The organism is Bradyrhizobium sp. 137 (assembly GCF_023074095.1).
In the GTDB taxonomy this organism is placed as follows: Bacteria; Pseudomonadota; Alphaproteobacteria; order Rhizobiales; family Xanthobacteraceae; genus Bradyrhizobium.
The window spans coordinates 1-18,432 of record NZ_JADPKU010000026.1 but is presented as its reverse complement, the minus strand read 5'-3'; the positions used below and the strand labels follow the sequence as shown (position 1 = coordinate 18,432).

The 18,432-nt window shown below is 63.9% G+C and carries 19 protein-coding genes; 9 read left to right on the top strand and 10 right to left on the bottom strand.

Annotation, left to right across the window (positions count from 1 at the left end; translation table 11 throughout):
* Positions 1-70 precede the first annotated feature (70 nt).
* Positions 71-1,369: an ergothioneine biosynthesis protein EgtB gene (egtB, locus tag IVA78_RS04460; protein WP_247280688.1), complete on the top strand. Its 1,299-nt coding sequence runs from the start codon at positions 71-73 to the stop codon at positions 1,367-1,369.
* A gap of 51 nt (positions 1,370-1,420) precedes the next feature.
* The gene (gene egtD, locus IVA78_RS04455; RefSeq protein WP_247280687.1) at positions 1,421-2,392 is read left to right on the top strand and encodes an L-histidine N(alpha)-methyltransferase; all 972 of its coding nucleotides are present in this window, start codon (positions 1,421-1,423) and stop codon (positions 2,390-2,392) included.
* Between the two features lie 11 nt (positions 2,393-2,403).
* On the opposite strand, the gene IVA78_RS04450 is transcribed toward egtD, so the two are convergent.
* The gene (locus tag IVA78_RS04450; protein WP_247280766.1) at positions 2,404-3,585 is read right to left on the bottom strand and encodes a low temperature requirement protein A; all 1,182 of its coding nucleotides are present in this window, start codon (positions 3,583-3,585) and stop codon (positions 2,404-2,406) included.
* 39 nt (positions 3,586-3,624) lie between these two features.
* Positions 3,625-3,879, bottom strand: a complete 255-nt coding sequence (locus IVA78_RS04445) for a BolA family transcriptional regulator (RefSeq protein WP_028137365.1) — start codon at positions 3,877-3,879, stop codon at positions 3,625-3,627.
* 175 nt (positions 3,880-4,054) lie between these two features.
* Between IVA78_RS04445 and IVA78_RS04440 the strand changes: the two genes are divergently transcribed.
* Complete coding sequence (locus IVA78_RS04440) at positions 4,055-4,414, top strand: DUF427 domain-containing protein (RefSeq protein WP_247280686.1); 360 nt, start codon at positions 4,055-4,057, stop codon at positions 4,412-4,414.
* Between the two features lie 73 nt (positions 4,415-4,487).
* Here the strand turns inward: IVA78_RS04440 and IVA78_RS04435 are convergent, their stop codons facing one another.
* Positions 4,488-4,661 carry a DUF1328 domain-containing protein gene (locus IVA78_RS04435; protein WP_007612121.1) on the bottom strand — a complete coding sequence of 58 codons (174 nt, stop codon included), beginning with the start codon at positions 4,659-4,661 and terminating at the stop codon, positions 4,488-4,490.
* Between the two features lie 169 nt (positions 4,662-4,830).
* Between IVA78_RS04435 and IVA78_RS04430 the strand changes: the two genes are divergently transcribed.
* Positions 4,831-6,018 (top strand): acyltransferase, encoded by a 1,188-nt coding sequence (locus tag IVA78_RS04430; protein ID WP_247280685.1) that lies wholly within the window; start codon positions 4,831-4,833, stop codon positions 6,016-6,018.
* A gap of 33 nt (positions 6,019-6,051) precedes the next feature.
* Here the strand turns inward: IVA78_RS04430 and purL are convergent, their stop codons facing one another.
* Complete coding sequence (purL, locus tag IVA78_RS04425; RefSeq protein ID WP_247280684.1) at positions 6,052-8,262, bottom strand: phosphoribosylformylglycinamidine synthase subunit PurL; 2,211 nt, start codon at positions 8,260-8,262, stop codon at positions 6,052-6,054.
* A gap of 184 nt (positions 8,263-8,446) precedes the next feature.
* On the opposite strand from purL, the gene IVA78_RS04420 reads away from it, so the two are divergent.
* Positions 8,447-8,926, top strand: coding sequence for a PaaI family thioesterase (locus IVA78_RS04420; RefSeq protein ID WP_247280683.1), 480 nt, complete (start codon positions 8,447-8,449; stop codon positions 8,924-8,926).
* Between the two features lie 74 nt (positions 8,927-9,000).
* Positions 9,001-9,966: a DMT family transporter gene (locus IVA78_RS04415; protein ID WP_247280682.1), complete on the top strand. Its 966-nt coding sequence runs from the start codon at positions 9,001-9,003 to the stop codon at positions 9,964-9,966.
* Between the two features lie 180 nt (positions 9,967-10,146).
* Here the strand turns inward: IVA78_RS04415 and IVA78_RS04410 are convergent, their stop codons facing one another.
* Both IVA78_RS04410 and purQ read right to left on the bottom strand, forming a co-directional pair.
* A complete protein-coding gene (locus IVA78_RS04410) occupies positions 10,147-11,118 on the bottom strand; it encodes a tripartite tricarboxylate transporter substrate binding protein BugD (RefSeq protein WP_247280681.1) in 972 nt (323 codons plus the stop codon).
* Positions 11,115-11,816, bottom strand: a complete 702-nt coding sequence (gene purQ, locus IVA78_RS04405) for a phosphoribosylformylglycinamidine synthase subunit PurQ (protein ID WP_247464614.1) — start codon at positions 11,814-11,816, stop codon at positions 11,115-11,117. The genes IVA78_RS04410 and purQ overlap by 4 nt, the downstream gene beginning before the upstream one ends.
* A gap of 169 nt (positions 11,817-11,985) precedes the next feature.
* On the opposite strand from purQ, the gene IVA78_RS04400 reads away from it, so the two are divergent.
* Positions 11,986-13,002 (top strand): magnesium and cobalt transport protein CorA, encoded by a 1,017-nt coding sequence (locus IVA78_RS04400; RefSeq protein WP_247280679.1) that lies wholly within the window; start codon positions 11,986-11,988, stop codon positions 13,000-13,002.
* A 12-nt stretch (positions 13,003-13,014) separates the two neighbouring features.
* On the opposite strand, the gene purS is transcribed toward IVA78_RS04400, so the two are convergent.
* Both purS and purC read right to left on the bottom strand, forming a co-directional pair.
* Positions 13,015-13,254 carry a phosphoribosylformylglycinamidine synthase subunit PurS gene (gene purS, locus IVA78_RS04395; protein ID WP_247280678.1) on the bottom strand — a complete coding sequence of 80 codons (240 nt, stop codon included), beginning with the start codon at positions 13,252-13,254 and terminating at the stop codon, positions 13,015-13,017.
* A gap of 15 nt (positions 13,255-13,269) precedes the next feature.
* On the bottom strand, positions 13,270-14,037 hold the full coding sequence (purC, locus tag IVA78_RS04390; protein WP_173015815.1) for a phosphoribosylaminoimidazolesuccinocarboxamide synthase: 768 nt from the start codon (positions 14,035-14,037) through the stop codon (positions 13,270-13,272).
* 309 nt (positions 14,038-14,346) lie between these two features.
* Here purC and IVA78_RS04385 point away from each other — a divergent pair, with 309 nt between their 5' ends.
* Positions 14,347-14,670 (top strand): DUF1476 domain-containing protein, encoded by a 324-nt coding sequence (locus tag IVA78_RS04385; RefSeq protein ID WP_247280677.1) that lies wholly within the window; start codon positions 14,347-14,349, stop codon positions 14,668-14,670.
* A gap of 133 nt (positions 14,671-14,803) precedes the next feature.
* Here the strand turns inward: IVA78_RS04385 and cynS are convergent, their stop codons facing one another.
* Positions 14,804-15,292 (bottom strand): cyanase, encoded by a 489-nt coding sequence (gene cynS, locus IVA78_RS04380; protein ID WP_247280676.1) that lies wholly within the window; start codon positions 15,290-15,292, stop codon positions 14,804-14,806.
* A gap of 263 nt (positions 15,293-15,555) precedes the next feature.
* Positions 15,556-16,764 (bottom strand): TrmJ/YjtD family RNA methyltransferase, encoded by a 1,209-nt coding sequence (locus IVA78_RS04375; RefSeq protein WP_247418770.1) that lies wholly within the window; start codon positions 16,762-16,764, stop codon positions 15,556-15,558.
* Positions 16,765-17,100: 336 nt separating this feature from the next.
* On the opposite strand from IVA78_RS04375, the gene IVA78_RS04370 reads away from it, so the two are divergent.
* Positions 17,101-18,315, top strand: coding sequence for an NADP-dependent isocitrate dehydrogenase (locus tag IVA78_RS04370; RefSeq protein WP_247280674.1), 1,215 nt, complete (start codon positions 17,101-17,103; stop codon positions 18,313-18,315).
* Positions 18,316-18,432 lie beyond the last annotated feature (117 nt).

Genomic DNA, 18,432 nt, shown 5'->3' with positions numbered 1-18,432 from the left:
GACAACAATATCATCGCCGGGGAGGACTTTCATACCGTAACGGAGCCCCTATCTAGGACGAACCCTGGTCATGGAACCGGGAAACGCGAACAACGTTCTCTTGTCCTGTCTGGAGAAAACCGTGACGAAACCAGCCTCCGCTACGGCCGCCCCCCAGCTTTCGTCGCTGTCCTCCGATCCGGGCAAGTTCGCCCAGCGGCTTCAAGACGCGTTTCTGACCGTCCGCGACGAGACCGAGCGCCGCGCCGCCCCCCTGTCGCCGGAGGACCAACAGATCCAGTCCATGCCCGATGCGAGCCCGACGAAATGGCACCGCGCGCATACCACCTGGTTTTGGGAGCAATTCCTGCTCGGCGAGCACTGTCCTGATTACCGGCCCTTCCACCCCGATTTCGCGTTCCTGTTCAATTCCTATTACGTCAGCGCCGGCCCGCGTCATGCCCGGCATCGCCGCGGCGATATCACCCGTCCCAGCGCCGACCAGGTCGGCGCCTATCGCAACTATGTCGATGCGGCCGTCGTCAAATTCTTCCGCGAGGCCGGCTGGGACAAGCTGCGCGAGATCGCACCGCTGGTCGAGGTCGGGCTCAATCACGAGCAGCAGCATCAGGAATTGATGTTCACCGACATCCTGCACGCCTTCGCGCAAAACCCGGTCTCGCCGGCCTACGATGCGAACTGGCGTTTCCCGGCCGCGACCCGGGGCGGCGAGGACTGGCTGACGCTGAACGAGGGCATCCACACCGTCGGCCACGTCGACGACAGCTTCCATTTCGACAATGAGAAGCCGCCGCATCGCGCCCTCGTCGGCCCGGTCAAGATCGCCCGCCATCTCGTCACCAACGGCGAATGGCTCGCCTTCATGCGCGCCGGCGGCTACCGGACCGCAACGCTGTGGCTGATGGACGGTTTTGCCACCGTGAGCAACGAGGGCTGGGACGCTCCGGGCCATTGGCGCGAGGTCGATGGCGCCTGGCACGTGATGACGCTGGCCGGCCTCAAGCCGATCGATCCGAACGCGCCGGTCTGCCACGTCAGCTATTACGAGGCGGATGCGTTCGCGCGCTGGGCCGGAAAGCACCTGCCGACCGAGATAGAATGGGAGGTCGCGGCCCGCACGGGCCAGCTCAACGATGCTTTCGGCATTGTCTGGCAATGGACCCGCTCTTCATACGCGCCCTACCCCGGCTACCGCGCCGTCGAAGGCGCGCTCGGCGAATACAACGGAAAATTCATGGTCAACCAGTTGGTGCTGCGCGGCTCCTCGCTTGCAACTCCCGAAGGCCACAGCCGTATCACCTATCGCAACTTCTTCTATCCGCACCACCGCTGGCAGTTCACGGGGCTGCGGCTTGCCGGCTACGAGTAAAAAAACTTCCGACGACAAATGCGCGCCGGACAGCGCGTTCAGGAGAGTATCATGAATGTGCACGCCAGCGCTTTGGCCGAAGCCCATCTCCCCGACGAGCAGACGACTGCCTTCGCCCGCGAGGCGATCGAGAATCTCTCGCAGCAGCCGAAAAAACTGTCGCCGAAATATTTCTACGATGCGACCGGATCGGAATTGTTCGAGGCGATCACGCGCCTGCCGGAATATTATCCGACGCGCACCGAGCTATCGATCCTGAAAGAGCGCGGCAGCGAGATCGCGAAGATCATCCCAGAGCATGCGGCCCTGGTCGAGTTCGGCGCCGGCGCGACCACGAAGGTCCGGCTGCTGTTGAACCACTGCAAGTTTGCAGCCTATGTGCCGGTCGACATCTCCGGCGATTTCCTGAAGGCGCAGGCGAACGGCTTGAAGCGGGATTTTCCCGCGCTCGGCATCCACCCGGTGGCGGCCGACTTCACCACGCCGTTCGAGCTGCCCAGGGCGGTCGCGTCCATGTCCAAGGTCGGCTTCTTCCCTGGCTCGACCATCGGCAATTTCGAGCCGCAGGAAGCCGAGGGCTTCCTGAAGAGCGCACGCAAGATCCTCGGCCGCGGCGCGCAGATGATCATCGGCGCCGATCTCGAGAAGGACGAGCGGGTGCTCTTTGATGCCTATAACGATGCCGCCGGCGTCACCGCGCGCTTCAACCTCAATGTGCTGGTCCGCATCAATCGCGAGCTCGGCGGCAATTTCGATCTCTCCGCGTTCACCCATCGCGCGATCTACAATCGCGAGCGTCATCGGATCGAGATGCACCTGATCAGCAAGAAGAGCCAGACCGTGCGCCTGCTCGGCACCAGCTTCTCGTTCCGCGCCGGTGAGAGCATCCACACCGAGAACAGCTACAAATACAGCCTCGAGCGCTTTGCTGCGTTGGCGCAAGACGCAGGCTGGCGCGTGCGCGACAGCTGGACCGATGCGGCCAAGATGTTCTCGGTGCACGCGCTGGAGGTCGCCGACTAGGCCTTCCGCGCTTAGGCCTCGGTTGCCGACCCGAGCGACACCGATTCCCACACCGCAACGACAATCATGATCACGGACGTCGCGACCGACAGCCAGAGCGGCGAGAGGTCGGCGGCGAACCACCACAGCACCAGCAGCAGGATGATGCCGATGCCGTGGGAGAGCTGAAGGAAGCCGCGAATGGCGTGCTTGAACAGGATGGTGCCGACCAGGAATACCAGCGGCCCGCCGATCGTGCTCAGGATGATCCGCAGGTCGGAATGACCAGTGGGATGCTTCAGCACCAGCTCGTCCGAGACCGCGGTCAGGATGATGCCGGCGACGATCGGCATGTGCAGATAGGTGTAGGCGAGCCGCGCCAGCCGCCCGGATTCGGTGGACTTGGAGATGCGCTCGGAGCCGGCCTCCGCGCCCTTGTGGAAATAGACCCACCACATCGCGATGGCGCCGACCAGGGCCGAGACGAAGGCGAGGATGTTGCCCGCGGTCCAGGTCAGCTCAGCAAAAGTGGCGCCGTTGACGACGACGGCTTCGCCAAGCGCGATGATGACGAACAAAGAGCAGCGCTCGGCCATGTGCGCGCCTTCGACGGCCCAGGCCTCGACCGACGAGAAGCCCAGCTTCGGGACCCAGAAGCGTGCGGCCGGCGAGATGTACTCCCAGGTCACTGCTGCGATCCACAGCCATAGCCGGGTGTCTCCCTCGGACAAGCCGCCTGCGATCCACAACACAGCGGAGAGCGAGAGCCAGGTCAGGATGCGAATAGCGTTGTGCCGCACCGCGGTGCGATGATGCGGGGTCGCGAACAGCCAGAACGCCGTGCGTCCGACCTGCATGGCCGCATAGGCAATCGCAAACCACAGGCCCCGGCCCTCGAAGGCGGTTGGGATGGTCGTCGACAGCACGAGGCCGCCCAGCATCATCGCAAACAGCAGGATGCGGACCGGCGTCAGCTCGGGATTTAGCCAGTTGGTGACCCAGGCGGTGTAGACCCACACCCACCACACCGCCAGAAACAGCACCGCGACATGGACCGCGCCGAGCGGCGTGAAATGGTGCAGCAGCGTGTGGGAGATTTGCGTGACGGCAAAGACGAAGACGAGGTCGAAGAACAGCTCGGCATTGGTGACGCGGCCGTGCTGGTTCGGACCGATGACGCGAAACATTGCGCCGCGCGGGTTGTCCGCAGCCATCATCGTCCCCCGTCGCGCCGAGATCAGGTGCCGTTCAGATCAGGTGCCCGGCGCCCCGGGTCCGCCAGGTACCCCGGTTTGCAGCGCCAGGGCGTGCAGGACGCCGCCCATCTGCCCGCGCAGGGACTGATACACGATCTGGTGCTGCTGGACGCGGGACTTGCCGCGGAAGGATTCAGAGATCACGGTCGCGGCATAGTGATCGCCGTCGCCGGCGAGGTCTCGGATGGTCACCTCGGCATCGGGGATCGCTGCCTTGATCATCGCCTCGATATCGTGGGCGTCCATGGGCATTTCGGGTCTTGCTCCTTCTGGTCTCGAATCGCTTGCCGGGGTCCCCTCACCGGCACGGCCAAACTTAGCGTGGACGGCCTTCACCGTCACGCCGTCCGGCACTATATCCCTGATCGCAACAGGAAGGCACGACAAAGTGCCGCGCGCGGCAGGTTGATCGAAAAGGCGTGACATCATGAAGCTTCCAGGGCCCGACCACCCCATCACCATCACCCAAAATCCCCGGCGCGTCCGCGTCACGGCCGGCGACATCGTGATTGCCGAGACCAGCAAGGCGCTGACTCTAAAGGAGGCCAAATATCCGGCGGTGCAGTATGTACCGCGGGAGGACGCCAATATGGCGCTGCTCGAGCGCACCGACCGCGTCACCCACTGCCCGTACAAGGGCGACGCGAGCTATTACAGCATCAAGGCCGATGGCAAGACGCTGGACAATGCGATCTGGACCTACGAGACGCCCTTCCCCGCGATGACGGAGATTTCCGGCCATCTCGCCTTCTATCCGGACAAGGTGAAGATCGAGGAAGTGGGCTAGCCCTGGCTAGACGCCGCCGTCACGGCCGGGCTCGTCGCCGGCCATGACGAGTGTAAGCATGGATGCCGCGGGGCTACGCCCTGAAGATCGTGAGCCCCAATATTAGCAGCACCAGGAAGATCACGACGAAGACGTAGAACAGGAAGCGGGCGATATCGGCGGAGGCGGCCGAAATGCCGGTGAAGCCGAGCACACCGGCCACGATCGAGACAAGTAAGAAGATCAGCGCCCACTTCAGGATCGTCATCGCCGCCTCCGAATTGGTGCCGCCCCCTCGCGGCCCTCACACCTTTTTCGCGAACGCTAACTTCGCTGCGCGGAACTGGTTCCTATGACTGGGGGCGGCCCAAAGGGCCCTTGATGAATCTGGTTCCCGGCGGCACAGTCCGCACCGGGAGCGGGAGCGCGGGGCAACGATGATCACGATGTCACATTCAGCGACGATCGGCGCGGAGGCGCATGCTGCGCCCAAGAGCAAGGCGCGCAATTTGTCGCTCGATCGCGCCCGCACCTTCCTGACGCTGGTCGTGCTGCTGCATCACGCGGTGATCCCCTACACGCATTTCGGTCACACCGATCCGGCCTCCTGGGCCGGCTTCGACGTGATCGTGCTCGCCACTGACAGCTTCTTCATGGCGATGTTCTTCTTCCTGTCGGGACTGTTCACCTGGCCGGGCATCGCGCGCAAGGCGCCGTCAGTCTTTCTCCGCGACCGCCTGTTGCGCCTCGGGCTGCCGTTCGTGATCGCGGCCTTCACCGTCATTCCGCTCGCTTATTACGCGATCGCGCTGCGGCAGGAGCCGGAGCTGACCTTCGCTTCGTTCTGGTGGAAGACGGTGACGGCGGGCCCGTGGCCGAGCGGCCCGATCTGGTTCGTCTGGGTGCTGCTGGCGTTCGACCTGACGGCGAGCCTGCTCTACCGGGTCTCGGCGCATCTGGTCGATCCGGTCAACCGCATCTCGGTGCGCGGTTTCGAGCAGCCGGCCCTATTCTGGCTGCTGCTCGCGGCCATCAGTGTCATCGTCTACGTGCCGGCGCTGGTCTATTTCGGGGCCAACAAGTGGTTCGAGTTCGGGCCGTTCTCGGTGCAGGCGAGCCGCATCCTGCTCTATTTCGCGTATTTCTTCATAGGCGTCAGCGTCGGTGCGGCGAACTTCGACCGCGGTGTGCTCAGCGCCGAGGGCCAGTTGCCGAAAACCCGCTGGCTGTGGGTGGTCGTCACGCTGATCCCCTACTGCCTGATGTGGGGCATGATCTATATCAAGCGTGAGATCCTCGGGAATCCGGATCGGCTGCCGCACTGGTATCATGTGTTCTACGGCACCTTCGTCGTGCTGTTCTCGGCCTCGATCCTGCTCGCGATTCTCGCCTTCTTCCTGCATTCGAAGGCGCCGGGGTCGACCCTGCTCGACCGCATGCAGGCGGATGCCTACGGCATGTTCCTGGTGCATTATCCGATCGCGCTGTGGATCCAGTACGCCCTGTTCGACTATGCGTGGCCTGCGATCGCGAAGGCGGCGATCGGCTTCGTGCTCACGGTGATCCTGAGCTGGGGCCTGACTGCGGCGTTGCGGAAGATTCCGGGCGCGTCGCACGTGTTGTGAGGCGTAATCCGGGTCTGAGTATGCGGAAGCCGCTCAGGCCACCTTCCCGCCCATATACTCCGGCAGCCAGCGCTCGAACGACTGACGCAACACGTCGATCGCCACCGCCGCTTCACCTGAGATCGCAACCGCATCGCCACCAGTGGTGCCGATGCGCACGCAGGGCACCTCGCAGCCGCGCATCTTGGCGAGCACGCGGCCGGCCTCCGTTTCCGGCACGGTGACGAGATAGCGCGCCTGGTCCTCGCCGAACCAATAGGCCTGCGGAACGAGCGCGGTCGGTGCTGCGAGCAGTCTTGCGCCGATGCCGCTCGCCATCGCCATTTCGGCGAGCGCGACCAGCAGACCGCCATCGGAGAGGTCGTGCACGGCCGTCGCGGTGCCCGCATGGATCATGCCGCGCACGCAATCGCCGTTGCGCTTTTCGGCGCTAAGATCGACCGGCGGCGGGGCGCCCTCCTCGCGACCGCAGATGTCGCGCAGGTACACCGACTGGCCGAGCCAGCCATGGGTCTCGCCGATCAGCAGGATCGCTTCGCCCTCGGCTTTGAAGGCCAGGGAGGCAGACTTGGTGAAATCGTCGAGCAGACCGACGCCGCCGATCGAGGGTGTCGGCAGGATCGCCCGGCCGTTGGTCTCGTTGTAGAGCGAGACATTGCCGGAGACGACCGGGAAGTCGAGCGTACGGCAGGCTTCCGAGATGCCCTGCAGGCAGCCGACGAACTGGCCCATGATCTCGGGCCGTTCAGGATTGCCGAAATTGAGGTTGTCGGTGATCGCCAGCGGCTTGCCGCCGACCGCGGTGATGTTACGCCAGGCTTCCGCCACCGCCTGCTTGCCACCCTCGAACGGATCGGCCTCGCAATAGCGCGGCGTGACATCGACAGTGAGCGCCAGGCCCTTCGGCCCGTCCTGCACGCGCACCACGGCGGCATCGCCGCCGGGACGCTGCATGGTGTTGCCGAGAATGACGTGGTCGTACTGCTCCCAGATCCAGCGCTTGCTGCACATGTCCGGCGTGCCGATCAGCTTCTCCAAGGCCGCACCGAGGCCCATCGGCGCCGGCACGTCGCGGGCGTGCACGATCGGCAGCGCGGCGGAGGGGACATGCGGGCGGTCATAGACCGGCGCCTCGTCGCCGAGCTCCTTGATCGGCAGATCAGCCATGACGTCGCCGCCATGCTTGACCACGAAACGCTTGCTCGGCGTGGTGTAGCCGACGACAGCGAAGTCGAGCCCCCACTTCCTGAAGATCGCCTCGGCCTCTTTCTCCTTCTCGGGCTTGAGCACCATGAGCATGCGCTCCTGGCTCTCCGAGAGCATCATCTCGTAGGCGCTCATGCCGGTCTCGCGCGTCGGCACCGCATCGAGATCGAGATCGACGCCGAGGTCGCCCTTGGCGCCCATCTCGACCGCCGAGCAGGTCAGGCCCGCCGCGCCCATGTCCTGGATCGCGATGACGCAGCCCTTCTCCATGATCTCGAGGCAGGCCTCGAGCAGCAGCTTCTCGGCGAAGGGATCGCCGACCTGCACGGTCGGGCGCTTCTCCTCGGATTTGTCGTCGAACTCGGCCGACGCCATCGAGGCGCCATGAATGCCGTCGCGCCCGGTCTTGGAGCCCAAATAGACGATCGGCATGTTCACGCCGGAGGCAGCCGCATAGAAGATCTTGTCGGCATCGGCGAGGCCCACGGCCATCGCGTTGACGAGGATGTTGCCGTCATAGCGGGTGTGGAAGCGCACCTGCCCGCCGACCGTCGGCACGCCGAAGGAATTGCCATAGCCGCCGACGCCAGCCACCACGCCCGAGACGAGATGCCGCGTCTTGGGATGTTCCGGCGCGCCGAAGCTCAGCGCATTGAGGCAAGCGACCGGACGCGCGCCCATGGTGAAGACGTCGCGCAAAATGCCGCCGACGCCGGTGGTCGCGCCCTGGTACGGCTCGATGTAGCTCGGGTGGTTGTGGCTCTCCATCTTGAAGACCACAGCCTGCCCATCCCCGATATCGATCACGCCGGCATTCTCGCCGGGCCCCTGGATCACCCAGGGCGCCTTGGTCGGCAGACCACGCAAATGGATGCGTGAGGACTTGTACGAGCAATGCTCGTTCCACATCGCCGAGAAGATGCCGAGTTCCGTGAAGGTCGGCTCCCGCCCGATCAGCTTGAGGATGCGCTCATACTCGTCGGGCTTGAGCCCGTGGGCGGCAACCAGTTCTGGGGTGATCTTGGGTTCATTCTTCATGGATTGGGGGCTTTCGGCAGCGTTTGGCCGTTCTTAGGAACATCGGGGGCTCACGAAAAGCCCTTTGTGGCGCATTTTCCCGCTGTCCCACGTTTTGCGGCAGGCGACCTGCGGGAACAGGAATTGCACGGCGCGGACGGATCGGATTTAAGGGCTAAAGACCCGCAATTGAAGGCCCACGTCCTTGCACGAATTGACCAAAGCCCCTCCGCCCCGCCGCCCCGACCTCCACGTCGCCACAGACGGCGAATTCAAGGGCTGGCGGACCTGGATTCGCGACAGTTTTGAATCCCATGTCGGCCCCTTCTGGCACCGGATCGAGGCGGACGGCAGCGTCCGCTGCGCCTTCCGGGTGGAGAGGAAGCACCTCAACGGCTCCGGCAACGTCCATGGCGGCTGCTTCATGGCATTCGCCGATTATTGCCTGTTTGCAATCGCCACCCATGAGCTGGATGGGCCTGCCGTGACCACCAATTTCGCCTGCGACTTCCTCGATGCAGCACGCGAGGGCGAGTTGATCGAATGCGTGGGCGAAGTGTCTCGCGCCGGCGGCTCGCTGATCTTCCTGCGTGGCAAGCTGGCCTCCGACGGACGGCCGCTGTTCACTTTTTCCGGGACGATCAAGCGGGTGAAGCGGAAGCCGCAGCCCCAGCCAAACGCATAGCTCGACGCCTTCCCTTTTCACGCTCCCTCGCCCAGAGTTGGTCAAGCGCTTGTGCGCCGGGGAGCAAGAACAAGGTGCCGCAGAGCACATCGGAGGCGGGTCGCACGACGGCGTCCGCATCAACGCCGTTGCCGTCAATCGCCACCACCGGGGCACGCAGCTGGCGCGACTTCGCGCTGCTGCTGGCGCTGGCCTGCTGCTGGAGCTCGACCTATCCGCTGGCCAAGCTGGCGCTGGACACGATCCCACCCATCACCTTCATCGCGGCGCGCTCGCTGATCGCGGCCGCCTTCCTGTTCGCGATCCTGTGGATGCGCGGCGTCACGATCCCGACCGACGCGAAAGCCTGGAAGCTGTTCGCGACCCAGCAATTGATCAACTCGACCTTTCCGTTCCTGATCATCACCTGGTCGCAGCAATATGTGCCGGCGTCGAACACGGTGGTGCTGGCTTCGACGACGCCGATCTTCGCCTTCCTGATCACATCGCTGATCACGCGGCACGAGCCGGCGACGCTGCTCAAGCTCGCGGGCGCGATCCTCGGGCTTGCCGGCACGATTCTCATCGTCGGCCTCGATGCGCTGCGCGGGCTCAGTCGCGAGATCATCGCGGAGGTCGCGATCCTCTTCGCCACCATCTCGTTTGCCTGCGCCACGATCTTCGGCCTGCGCCTGTCCGATTACGACCCGATGGTGGTGGCGGCCGGTTCGCTGCTGTTCGGCGGCATCATCCTGCTGCCGCCCTCGCTTCTCATCGACCAGCCCTGGACGCTGCACCCGACGCCGACCGCGATCACCGCCACCATCGTCATGGGCATCGTGTCGAGCGCATTGGGCTTGATGCTGTTCTATGTCTGCCTCGGGCGGCTCGGCACGCTCACGACGAACGCCCAAGGCTATTTGCGCATCCCGATCGGCGTCGGCCTCTCCGTGCTGCTGCTCGGCGAGAGCGTGCCGTCGAACCTCGCGCTGGGTCTGCTGCTGGTCATGGCCGGTGTTGCGGCAATGACGGTGCCGACCGAACGGCTGAAGCTGCGCTAGAGCGGGATGAGATGGGGCGTAGCGGCCGCCACGAGGAAGATGCGCCCCCTTCTTCCGCTCCATTTTTGTGACGAGCCCGACCCCTCCTGATTGAGCTGACTTTCGGTCAGGCGCTAGTGATGCGCAACCATAGCTGCGCCGCCTGAAACAAATGAATGATTGTCGATCGAAGGCTGGCCGCTACTTGGCCTCGTCCGCGAGCATTTTCCGGTATTTTTCCACGTCGCGCGTCACGAGCTTTTGCAGCACTTCCGGCGTGTGCTCGTCGGGATCGGGCGCAACGGTCGAGAGGTCAGCGAAGCGCTTCTTCACCGCGTCGGATTCCACAGCCGTGCGCGCGGCGGCATTCAGCTTGGCGATCACGGCCGGCGGGGTGCCCTTGGGCGCGAACAGGCCGTTCCAGCCCTGCGCCTCGAATTCGGCTAGGCCGGCTTCGGCTGATGTCGGCAGATCGGGCAAAGAGGCCAGCCGCACGGTCGAGCCGACCACGAGGCCCTTTACCAGCTTGTCGTTGATTGCTTGCGAGACGGAGGCGGCCGCATCGCAGACGCCGTCGATCTGGCCGCCGATCGCATCGGTCAGCGCGGGCGCGGCACCGCGATAGCCGACCAGCGTCGCGTCGATCCCGGCGGCGGTGACGAAGCTCTTGCAGATCAGATAGTTCGAGGAGCCGACGCCGGCATGGCCGAGATTGATCTTGCCTGGATTGGCCTTGGCGTAGGCGATGAACTCTTTCAGGTCCTTGGCCGGAAAATCCTTGCGCACGGCGACGACGCCGAACGTCTTCGCCACCATGGCGATCGGCACGAACGATTCCGGCGTGAACGGCAGCTTTGGATAGATCGTGTAGGTCGCCGCGTTGGTGCCGGCATTGCCGATCGCGATGGTGTAGCCGTCGGGCTCGGCGCGGGAGGCGCGTGCCAGCGCCGTCGAGCCGCCGGCGCCGGCGACGTTCTCGATCACCATGGTCTGGCCGAGCGCGATGCCCATCTGCTCGGCCACGGTCCGCGCGATCACGTCCGAGGTGCCGCCGGCCGCGAACGGCACGATCATGGTGATTGGACGCTTGGGATAATCCTGCGCGAACGCAACGGTCGCGAACGACAGCGCCGCGAGCGCGGCGAGCGAGCGCTTCAGCACGAACCAGATCACGCGGCTTTTTCCAAATACTGGACGAGGCCGGCGAACAGGCCGCGGCCGTCAGTGCAGCCCATGATGTCTTCGACGTGGTTTTCCGGATGCGGCATCATGCCGAGCACGTTGCCCTTGTCGTTGACGATGCCGGCGATGGAATGCGCCGCGCCGTTGATGTTATGGGTCTCATCAACCACGCCCTCAGGGGAGCAGTAGCGATAGAGCACCCGCCCCTCGCCTTCGAGCCGCTTGATAGTCTCTTCGTCCGCCTCGTAATTGCCCTCGCCATGCGCGACGGGCACGCGGATCACCTGCCCGGCATTGTAGCCGCGGGTGAACGGCGTGTCGGAACGCTCGACCCGCAGATGCACGTCGTGGCAGATGAATTTCAGCCGCGCATTGCGCATCAAGACGCCCGGCAACAGGCCGGATTCGCAGAGGATCTGGAAACCGTTGCAGACGCCGAGCACGAGGCCGCCCTTGGCTGCATAGTCGCGCACCGCGTCCATTACGGGCGCGCGCGCCGCGATCGCGCCGCAGCGCAAATAGTCGCCATAGGAGAAGCCGCCCGGCACCACCACGAGGTCGGTGCCCGCAGGCAGTGAAGTCTCGGCGTGCCACACCATCACGGGCTCGCGGCCGGAGATCAGCCTCAAGGCACGCGCCATGTCGCGCTCGCGGTTGATTCCGGGAAAGACGAGGATGGCGGCTTTCATGGCGTAATGTTCCGACGGTGGCTGGAATCGAGATGGCAGGGAGGGCCAATTCGCCAAGAGACATAACGATTTGACGGGGATTTTACCAGTGCTAGCCTCGGCAAAGGGCCTTGTACACAGGCCATGGCCGCATGCGGTTTGGCCGCTCGAATTGCCCGGGATTGAAGCCATGAACGTCCCGTCGCTGTCCGCATCTCCTGCCGAACCGGTGTCCGCCGAGGGCGTCGTCGCGGCCGGCGCCTATGTCGACGGCCGCCGCGTTGCCAATATCGCCATCAGCGAGGCCTCGAGCTGGCGGGCCAAGCCCGGACACGTGGTCTGGATCGGCCTGCACGAACCCGACATGGCGCTCCTCGGCGCCGTGCAGAAGCAGTTCGATTTGCACGAGCTCGCCATCGAGGACGCCAACCACGCCCATCAGCGGCCCAAGATCGAGCAATATGGCGAGGCTCTGTTCATCGTCGCGCGCACCGCGCAATTGATCGAGGGCCGCATCGCCTTCGGCGAGACGCACATCTTCGTCGGCGAAGGCTATCTGGTGTCGGTGCGCCACGGCGCTTCGACCTCCTACACGCCGGTACGCGAACGCTGCGAAAGCTGCCCGCGGGCGCTGGCGCGCGGCGAGGATTACATCCTCTACGCCATCCTCGATTTCATCGTCGACAATTACTCGCCCGTGCTCGAAAGCATTCACGATGAAGTCGAGGCCATCGAGGACGACGTGCTCTCCAAGCCGATCAGCAAGGCGCAGATCGAGCGGCTTTACATGCTGCGCCGCGACCTGTTGCGGCTCAGGACCGCGATCGGCCCGCTGGTGGAGGTTTGCCGCCGGCTGGAGCACGACGAACTCGCCATGGTGCGCCAAGCCATGCAGCCGCTGTTCCGCGACGTCACGGACCACGTCCGCAACATCCAGGAGCGCATCGATTCCATGCGCGAGGTGCTGGCCTTCGCCTTCGAGGCGAGCCTGCTGGTCGGCCAGGCGCAGGAGACGGCGGTGTCCAAGAAGCTCGCCTCCTGGCTCGCGATCATCGCCATCCCGACTGCCCTCGCCGGCATCTACGGCATGAACTTCAAGCACATGCCGGAGCTGGAATGGGAATACGGCTATTACATGCTGCTCGGCGTGATGCTGACGGCATGCGGCGCGCTGTACTGGCGTTTTCGCAGCGTGGGATGGCTGTGAGCGGCACGCGCATTAGACGATCTCGACCCGATAATTCTCGATCACGGTGTTCGCCAGCAGCTTGTCGGCGGCTTCCTTCAGCGCGGCTTCCGCCTTGGCCTTGTCGGCGCCGGCGAGCTCGATGTCGAACACCTTGCCTTGCCGGACGCTGGCGATGCCGTCGACGCCGAGCGACTTCAGCGCGCCTTCGATGGCCTTGCCTTGCGGATCGAGGATACCCGTTTTCAAGGTAACGGTAACACGTGCCTTCACGTCAAAGATCCTCTTTCAGCTTTTCACCAGCACTGGGCCGGAGCCCTGCGGACGCTCGTTCTCCATGAGGATGCCGAGGCGCTTTGCGACTTCGGTATAGGCCTCGAGCAGGCCGCCAAGGTCTCTGCGGAAGCGGTCCTTGTCGAGCTTCTCGTTCGACTTGATGTCCCATAGACGGCAGGAGTCCGGCGAGATCTCGTCGGCGACGATAATCCGCATCATCTCGTTCTCGAACAGGCGGCCGCACTCCATCTTGAAGTCGACGAGGCGGATGCCGATGCCGAGGAAGAGGCCGGTGAGGAAATCGTTGACGCGGATGGCGAGCGCCATGATGTCGTCGATCTCCTGCGGCGTCGCCCAGCCGAACGCAGTGATGTGCTCTTCCGACACCATGGGGTCGTTGAGCTGGTCATTCTTGTAGTAGAACTCGATGATCGAACGGGGCAGTTGGGTGCCCTCCTCGATGCCGAGGCGCTGCGACAGCGAGCCGGCGGCAACGTTCCGCACCACCACTTCCAGCGGCACGATCTCGACCTCGCGAATCAACTGCTCGCGCATGTTGAGCCGGCGGATGAAATGGGTCGGCACCCCGATGTCGTTGAGGTGCTGAAACAGGTACTCCGAGATCCGGTTGTTGAGGACACCCTTGCCCTCGATCACCTGATGCTTTTTCGCATTGAACGCGGTGGCGTCATCCTTGAAGTGCTGGATCAGGGTACCGGGCTCCGGGCCTTCATAGAGAACCTTTGCCTTGCCTTCATAAATGCGACGCCGACGGCTCATTGGGATGTACCGTGTTTTGTTGAAATCCATGAATCTGGTGTGCTCCGGTTGACTAGGATTACGACCCACAGCGGAGCTGCCGTGAACGGCCTGGAACCTCTGGAAACAGAACAGGAACCAAACCTTCAGGCAACCTATCCGATTGGCTGTCCCAGCACAATCGATCCGGTCCATCCGACGCCGACTTATACCGCCTTGACTGCGGCTTAACGGCCCGTTGTTTTGCCGATATCTGCTATCTATGTAGGCATGCAGTCGGGGCGCCGCAACGGAAGGCTCCGCTCCATTCAGAGGGATTTGGAACAAGGCATGAGCGAGTTCGACAAGCGGCAGGAAGGTTTCGAGAAGAAGTTCGCCCTCGACGAGGAGCAGAAATTCAAGGCAGAGGCCCGCCGCAACCGGCTGCTCGGCCTGTGGGCGGCGGAAAAGCTCGGCATCACCGGCGATGCCGCCACTGCCTATGCCAAGGAGGTGGTCGCGGCGGATTTCGAGGAGGCCGGCGATGCCGACGTCCTGCGCAAGATCATGGCCGATTTCGCCGCCAAGAACGTTGCCGTCACCGAGCAGGCGATTCGCGCCAAGATGAGCGAATTGCTCGCAGTGGCGGCCGCCGAGGTGAAGGCGGGAAAGTAGACGCGAGGCGCATCCACACACACCATCGTTCCGGGGCGGTCCGCAGGTCCGAACTCAGGTGCGCAAGTGCGCACCTGAGAATCTCGGAATTCCGGATCGCCGCTGGCGCGGCGTCTGGAATGACAGAGCTGAATCACCCCTCCTTGAAGCCGTATTCCGGCACGTTACCGCTGGCGCCGTAATATTTGTACGGCAGGAACTTGCCGCTCATGGTGATCTTGACGCGGTCGCCCTTCGGGTTGGCGACGCGCTCGATTCCCATGTCGAAGTCGATCGCCGACATGATGCCGTCGCCGAACTCTTCCTCGATCAGCGCCTTCCAGGCCGGGCCGTTCACCATCACCATTTCGTAGAAGCGATAGATCAGGGGATCGGTCGGCGGCATCGGCGTGCCGGTGCCGCGCATCGGCACCTCGTTGAGCATCGCAACTTCCGCCTTCGACAGGCCGAACAGCTCGCCGGCGTTGGCGGCCTGCGGTTTTGTCAATTTCATCTGGCCGAGGATCGCGCCCGTTATCAGCACTTCGGAATAGCCGCCGATCTTCTCGCAGATGTATTTCCAACTCCAGCCCTTCTCGCGCTTGATGTCGAGCAGCTTTTCGGTGAGGTCTTCGCGTTTCATGTCAGGGTCTCCTCTTGGTTCGGCATTGTGCCGGGCCTGCCGCTTTGGGAGGCACGAAGCGTGCCAATAAATGAGGCTAGCGCTTCATGGCGGCGCCTCTCGTGACGGCAAGTCCGTGAATCCGCCTGACCGCCCGCTCGTCGATGATGTCCTCTCCGCGCGTTCTCCAGCGACTGCGATAAGAGCAACGTTATCGAAGACGTTGCTCGACGAAGCAGCCAATAGTCTTTGTTCGATGGTGGCACCCTGTCTGAGGCTACCTGCTACGAAGCGCTCGATCCTTCCGACATCAGCCCCTGCAGCCGCACCAGCTCCGCCTCCAGATCGCGCTCCACGTCCGCCGCCCGGATCTCCAGCACGCGATAATCCCGCGCCTCCAGCCAAGCCTGCCGCGACGCGCGATCTGCCGCAATGGCTTCCCCTTCGCCCGCGTTGACCAGCTCGATCGCGATCCGGTGCGGGAAGGAGACGAAGTCGGGAATGTGCCGCCCCACTGGGGTCTGGCGCTTGAACTGGCCGGCGAAGCGGCGGTCGCGGGTCAGCGCCTGCCACAGCAGGCGCTCGGCGTCGGTCGGGTTGCGGCGGAGCAGGCGCGCGAGCCCGCGCACAGTCGAGCCGCTGTCAGGCACGCTGCCGCCCTGCCCGTGCTCGGCCAAGAGCGCGCGCAGGCGCGTCGCCTGCTCGCCGTCGAGCACGCCGCCCTTGGCCGGGCCCTTGCGGCCTTCCGCGATCGCCATCACCACGCCGTGCAGCGTGTGCATGTCCTGCTTGGTCGGCTCCATCCGGGTGAAGATGTTGCGCAGGTTGACCAGCATGGTGTCCCGCTTCTCGGCCGGGCGCAAAAATTCCACCTTGTCGAGCTCGCGCACGAGGTTGTCGAAGAAGGCCTGCATCTGGTGCTGCGAGGCGCGTTCGGAGCGCTCGGGCATGCCGTGCGGCAGCTCGCCTGACGTGGCGCGCTTGAACCATTCATAGCCGACCAGCAGCACGGCCTGGGCGAGGTTGAGCGAGGCAAAGCCAGGATTGACCGGGAAGGTGATGATACGGTTGGCGAGCCCGACCTCCTCGTTGGTCAGGCCCCAGCGCTCCCGGCCGAACAGGATACCGGCCTTGCCCCCTGTGGCGATGTGACCCGAGATCTCGGCCGCTGCCGCCTCCGGCCCGACCACCGGCTTGGCCTGGTCGTGGGCCCGCGCCGTGGTGGCGAACAACAGATCGAGATCGGCGACGGCCTCTTCCACCGTCTCGAACAGTTCGGCCTTTTCCAGAATGTGGTCGGCGCCGGCCGCGGCGCGCTGCGCGGCGATGTTGGGCCAGCCGTCGCGGGGATTGACGATGCGCAAGGCGGCAAGCGCAAAATTGCCCATGGCGCGCGCGGCCATGCCGATGTTTTCCCCGAGCTGCGGCTCGACCAGGATCACGATGGGACCGTCGAGGGAAAGCCCCGCTTTGCTCTTGTCAGTCCCCGACATCTCACTTCGCTTTCACGCTGTCTCTCAAGGCCTTGCAGAGGCCGCTTCAGGAGTTGATTCAAGCCGGCCCACCGGACCGGCCGCATCGCCGCTTGTCGTTTGCCTGTCCTGACAGAATTCTCAAGGGAAATAACGGCTTGGATTCGACTTTTGAATCTCGCCTGGAACGTCAGCCCGGCCCGGCCGGGGAGCCGGCTGCCGCTTCCCGTCTGCGCAAGCTGGATGGGCTAAAAGTGCATAATCCCTTGGCTTTCGCCCGCCGCGCGGCGGTGCTAAGAGGCGCCGGATATTCCCGTGGCGCGCCCAAAGCGCCGTTCCCAAGAGGCTTCCCCGATCATGGCAAAAATCAAGGTATCCAATCCCGTCGTCGAACTCGATGGCGACGAGATGACCCGGATCATCTGGCAGTACATCAAGGACAAGCTGATCAACCCGTTCCTTGACGTCGAGCTGCTCTATTTCGACCTGGGGATGGAATACCGCGACCACACCAACGATCAGGTCACCATCGACGCCGCCGAGGCGATCAAGAAGGTCGGCGTCGGCGTCAAGTGCGCCACCATCACCCCTGATGAAGCCCGGGTGAAGGAGTTCAATCTCAAACAGATGTGGAAGTCGCCGAACGGCACCATCCGCAACATCCTCGGCGGCGTGATCTTCCGCGAGCCGATCATCTGCAAGAACGTGCCGCGTCTCGTTCCCGGCTGGACCAAGCCGATCATCATTGGCCGCCACGCCTATGGCGACCAGTACCGCGCCACGGATATCAAGTTCCCGGGCAAGGGCACCCTCTCGCTGAAGTTCGTCGGCGAGGACGGCACCGTGATCGAGAAGGAAGTGTTCAAGGCGCCGGGCGCCGGCGTCGCCATGGAGATGTACAATCTCGATGACTCCATCATCGACTTCGCCCGCGCCTCCTTCAACTACGGCCTGCTGCGCGGCTACCCGGTCTATCTGTCGACCAAGAACACGATTCTGAAGGTCTATGACGGCCGCTTCAAGGACATCTTCCAGGATATCTTCGACCGCGAGTTCAAGAAGGAATTCGACGCCAAGGGCCTGACCTATGAGCACCGCCTGATCGACGACATGGTGGCCTCGGCGCTGAAATGGTCCGGCGGCTACGTCTGGGCCTGTAAGAATTACGATGGCGACGTGCAGTCCGACACGGTTGCGCAGGGCTACGGCTCGCTCGGCCTGATGACCTCGGTGCTGCTCACCCCCGACGGCAAGACGGTGGAAGCCGAAGCCGCCCACGGCACGGTGACCCGCCACTACCGCGAGCACCAGAAGGGCAAGGAGACCTCAACCAATTCCATCGCCTCGATCTTCGCCTGGACGCGCGGCCTGTCGCATCGCGCCAAGCTCGACAACAATGCCGAGCTCGCCAAGTTCGCGAACACGCTGGAGAAGGTCTGCGTCGACACCGTCGAAGCCGGCTACATGACCAAGGATCTCGCACTCTTGGTCGGCGCCGACCAGCGCTGGCTCTCGACCACCGGCTTTCTCGACAAGGTCGCCGAGAACCTCACGAAGGCGCTGGCAGCGTAAGCTGGCGTCTCGCCTCAACCGTCATTGCTGTGCATGTTCACTAATTCGCTGATTGGATCGCTCCAGCGGAGGACGATCCGATGCGCGACAACAGCTATGACCGGACGATTGAGCGCA

What these genes read in the sequence shown, in the direction of transcription:
- purL (WP_247280684.1), bottom strand. Translation starts at nt 8,262, where the DNA reads ATGAAGAATGAACCCAAGATCACCCCAGAACTGGTTGCCGCCCACGGG.
- IVA78_RS04400 (WP_247280679.1), top strand. Translation starts at nt 11,986, where the DNA reads ATGAACGTCCCGTCGCTGTCCGCATCTCCTGCCGAACCGGTGTCCGCC.
- IVA78_RS04385 (WP_247280677.1), top strand. Translation starts at nt 14,347, where the DNA reads ATGAGCGAGTTCGACAAGCGGCAGGAAGGTTTCGAGAAGAAGTTCGCC.
- IVA78_RS04375 (WP_247418770.1), bottom strand. Translation starts at nt 16,764, where the DNA reads ATGTCGGGGACTGACAAGAGCAAAGCGGGGCTTTCCCTCGACGGTCCC.
- egtD (WP_247280687.1), top strand. Translation starts at nt 1,421, where the DNA reads ATGAATGTGCACGCCAGCGCTTTGGCCGAAGCCCATCTCCCCGACGAG.
- IVA78_RS04445 (WP_028137365.1), bottom strand. Translation starts at nt 3,879, where the DNA reads ATGCCCATGGACGCCCACGATATCGAGGCGATGATCAAGGCAGCGATC.
- IVA78_RS04450 (WP_247280766.1), bottom strand. Translation starts at nt 3,585, where the DNA reads ATGGCTGCGGACAACCCGCGCGGCGCAATGTTTCGCGTCATCGGTCCG.
- IVA78_RS04435 (WP_007612121.1), bottom strand. Translation starts at nt 4,661, where the DNA reads ATGACGATCCTGAAGTGGGCGCTGATCTTCTTACTTGTCTCGATCGTG.
- cynS (WP_247280676.1), bottom strand. Translation starts at nt 15,292, where the DNA reads ATGAAACGCGAAGACCTCACCGAAAAGCTGCTCGACATCAAGCGCGAG.
- purC (WP_173015815.1), bottom strand. Translation starts at nt 14,037, where the DNA reads ATGAGCCGTCGGCGTCGCATTTATGAAGGCAAGGCAAAGGTTCTCTAT.
- purQ (WP_247464614.1), bottom strand. Translation starts at nt 11,816, where the DNA reads ATGAAAGCCGCCATCCTCGTCTTTCCCGGAATCAACCGCGAGCGCGAC.
- IVA78_RS04430 (WP_247280685.1), top strand. Translation starts at nt 4,831, where the DNA reads ATGATCACGATGTCACATTCAGCGACGATCGGCGCGGAGGCGCATGCT.
- IVA78_RS04370 (WP_247280674.1), top strand. Translation starts at nt 17,101, where the DNA reads ATGGCAAAAATCAAGGTATCCAATCCCGTCGTCGAACTCGATGGCGAC.
- egtB (WP_247280688.1), top strand. Translation starts at nt 71, where the DNA reads ATGGAACCGGGAAACGCGAACAACGTTCTCTTGTCCTGTCTGGAGAAA.
- IVA78_RS04440 (WP_247280686.1), top strand. Translation starts at nt 4,055, where the DNA reads ATGAAGCTTCCAGGGCCCGACCACCCCATCACCATCACCCAAAATCCC.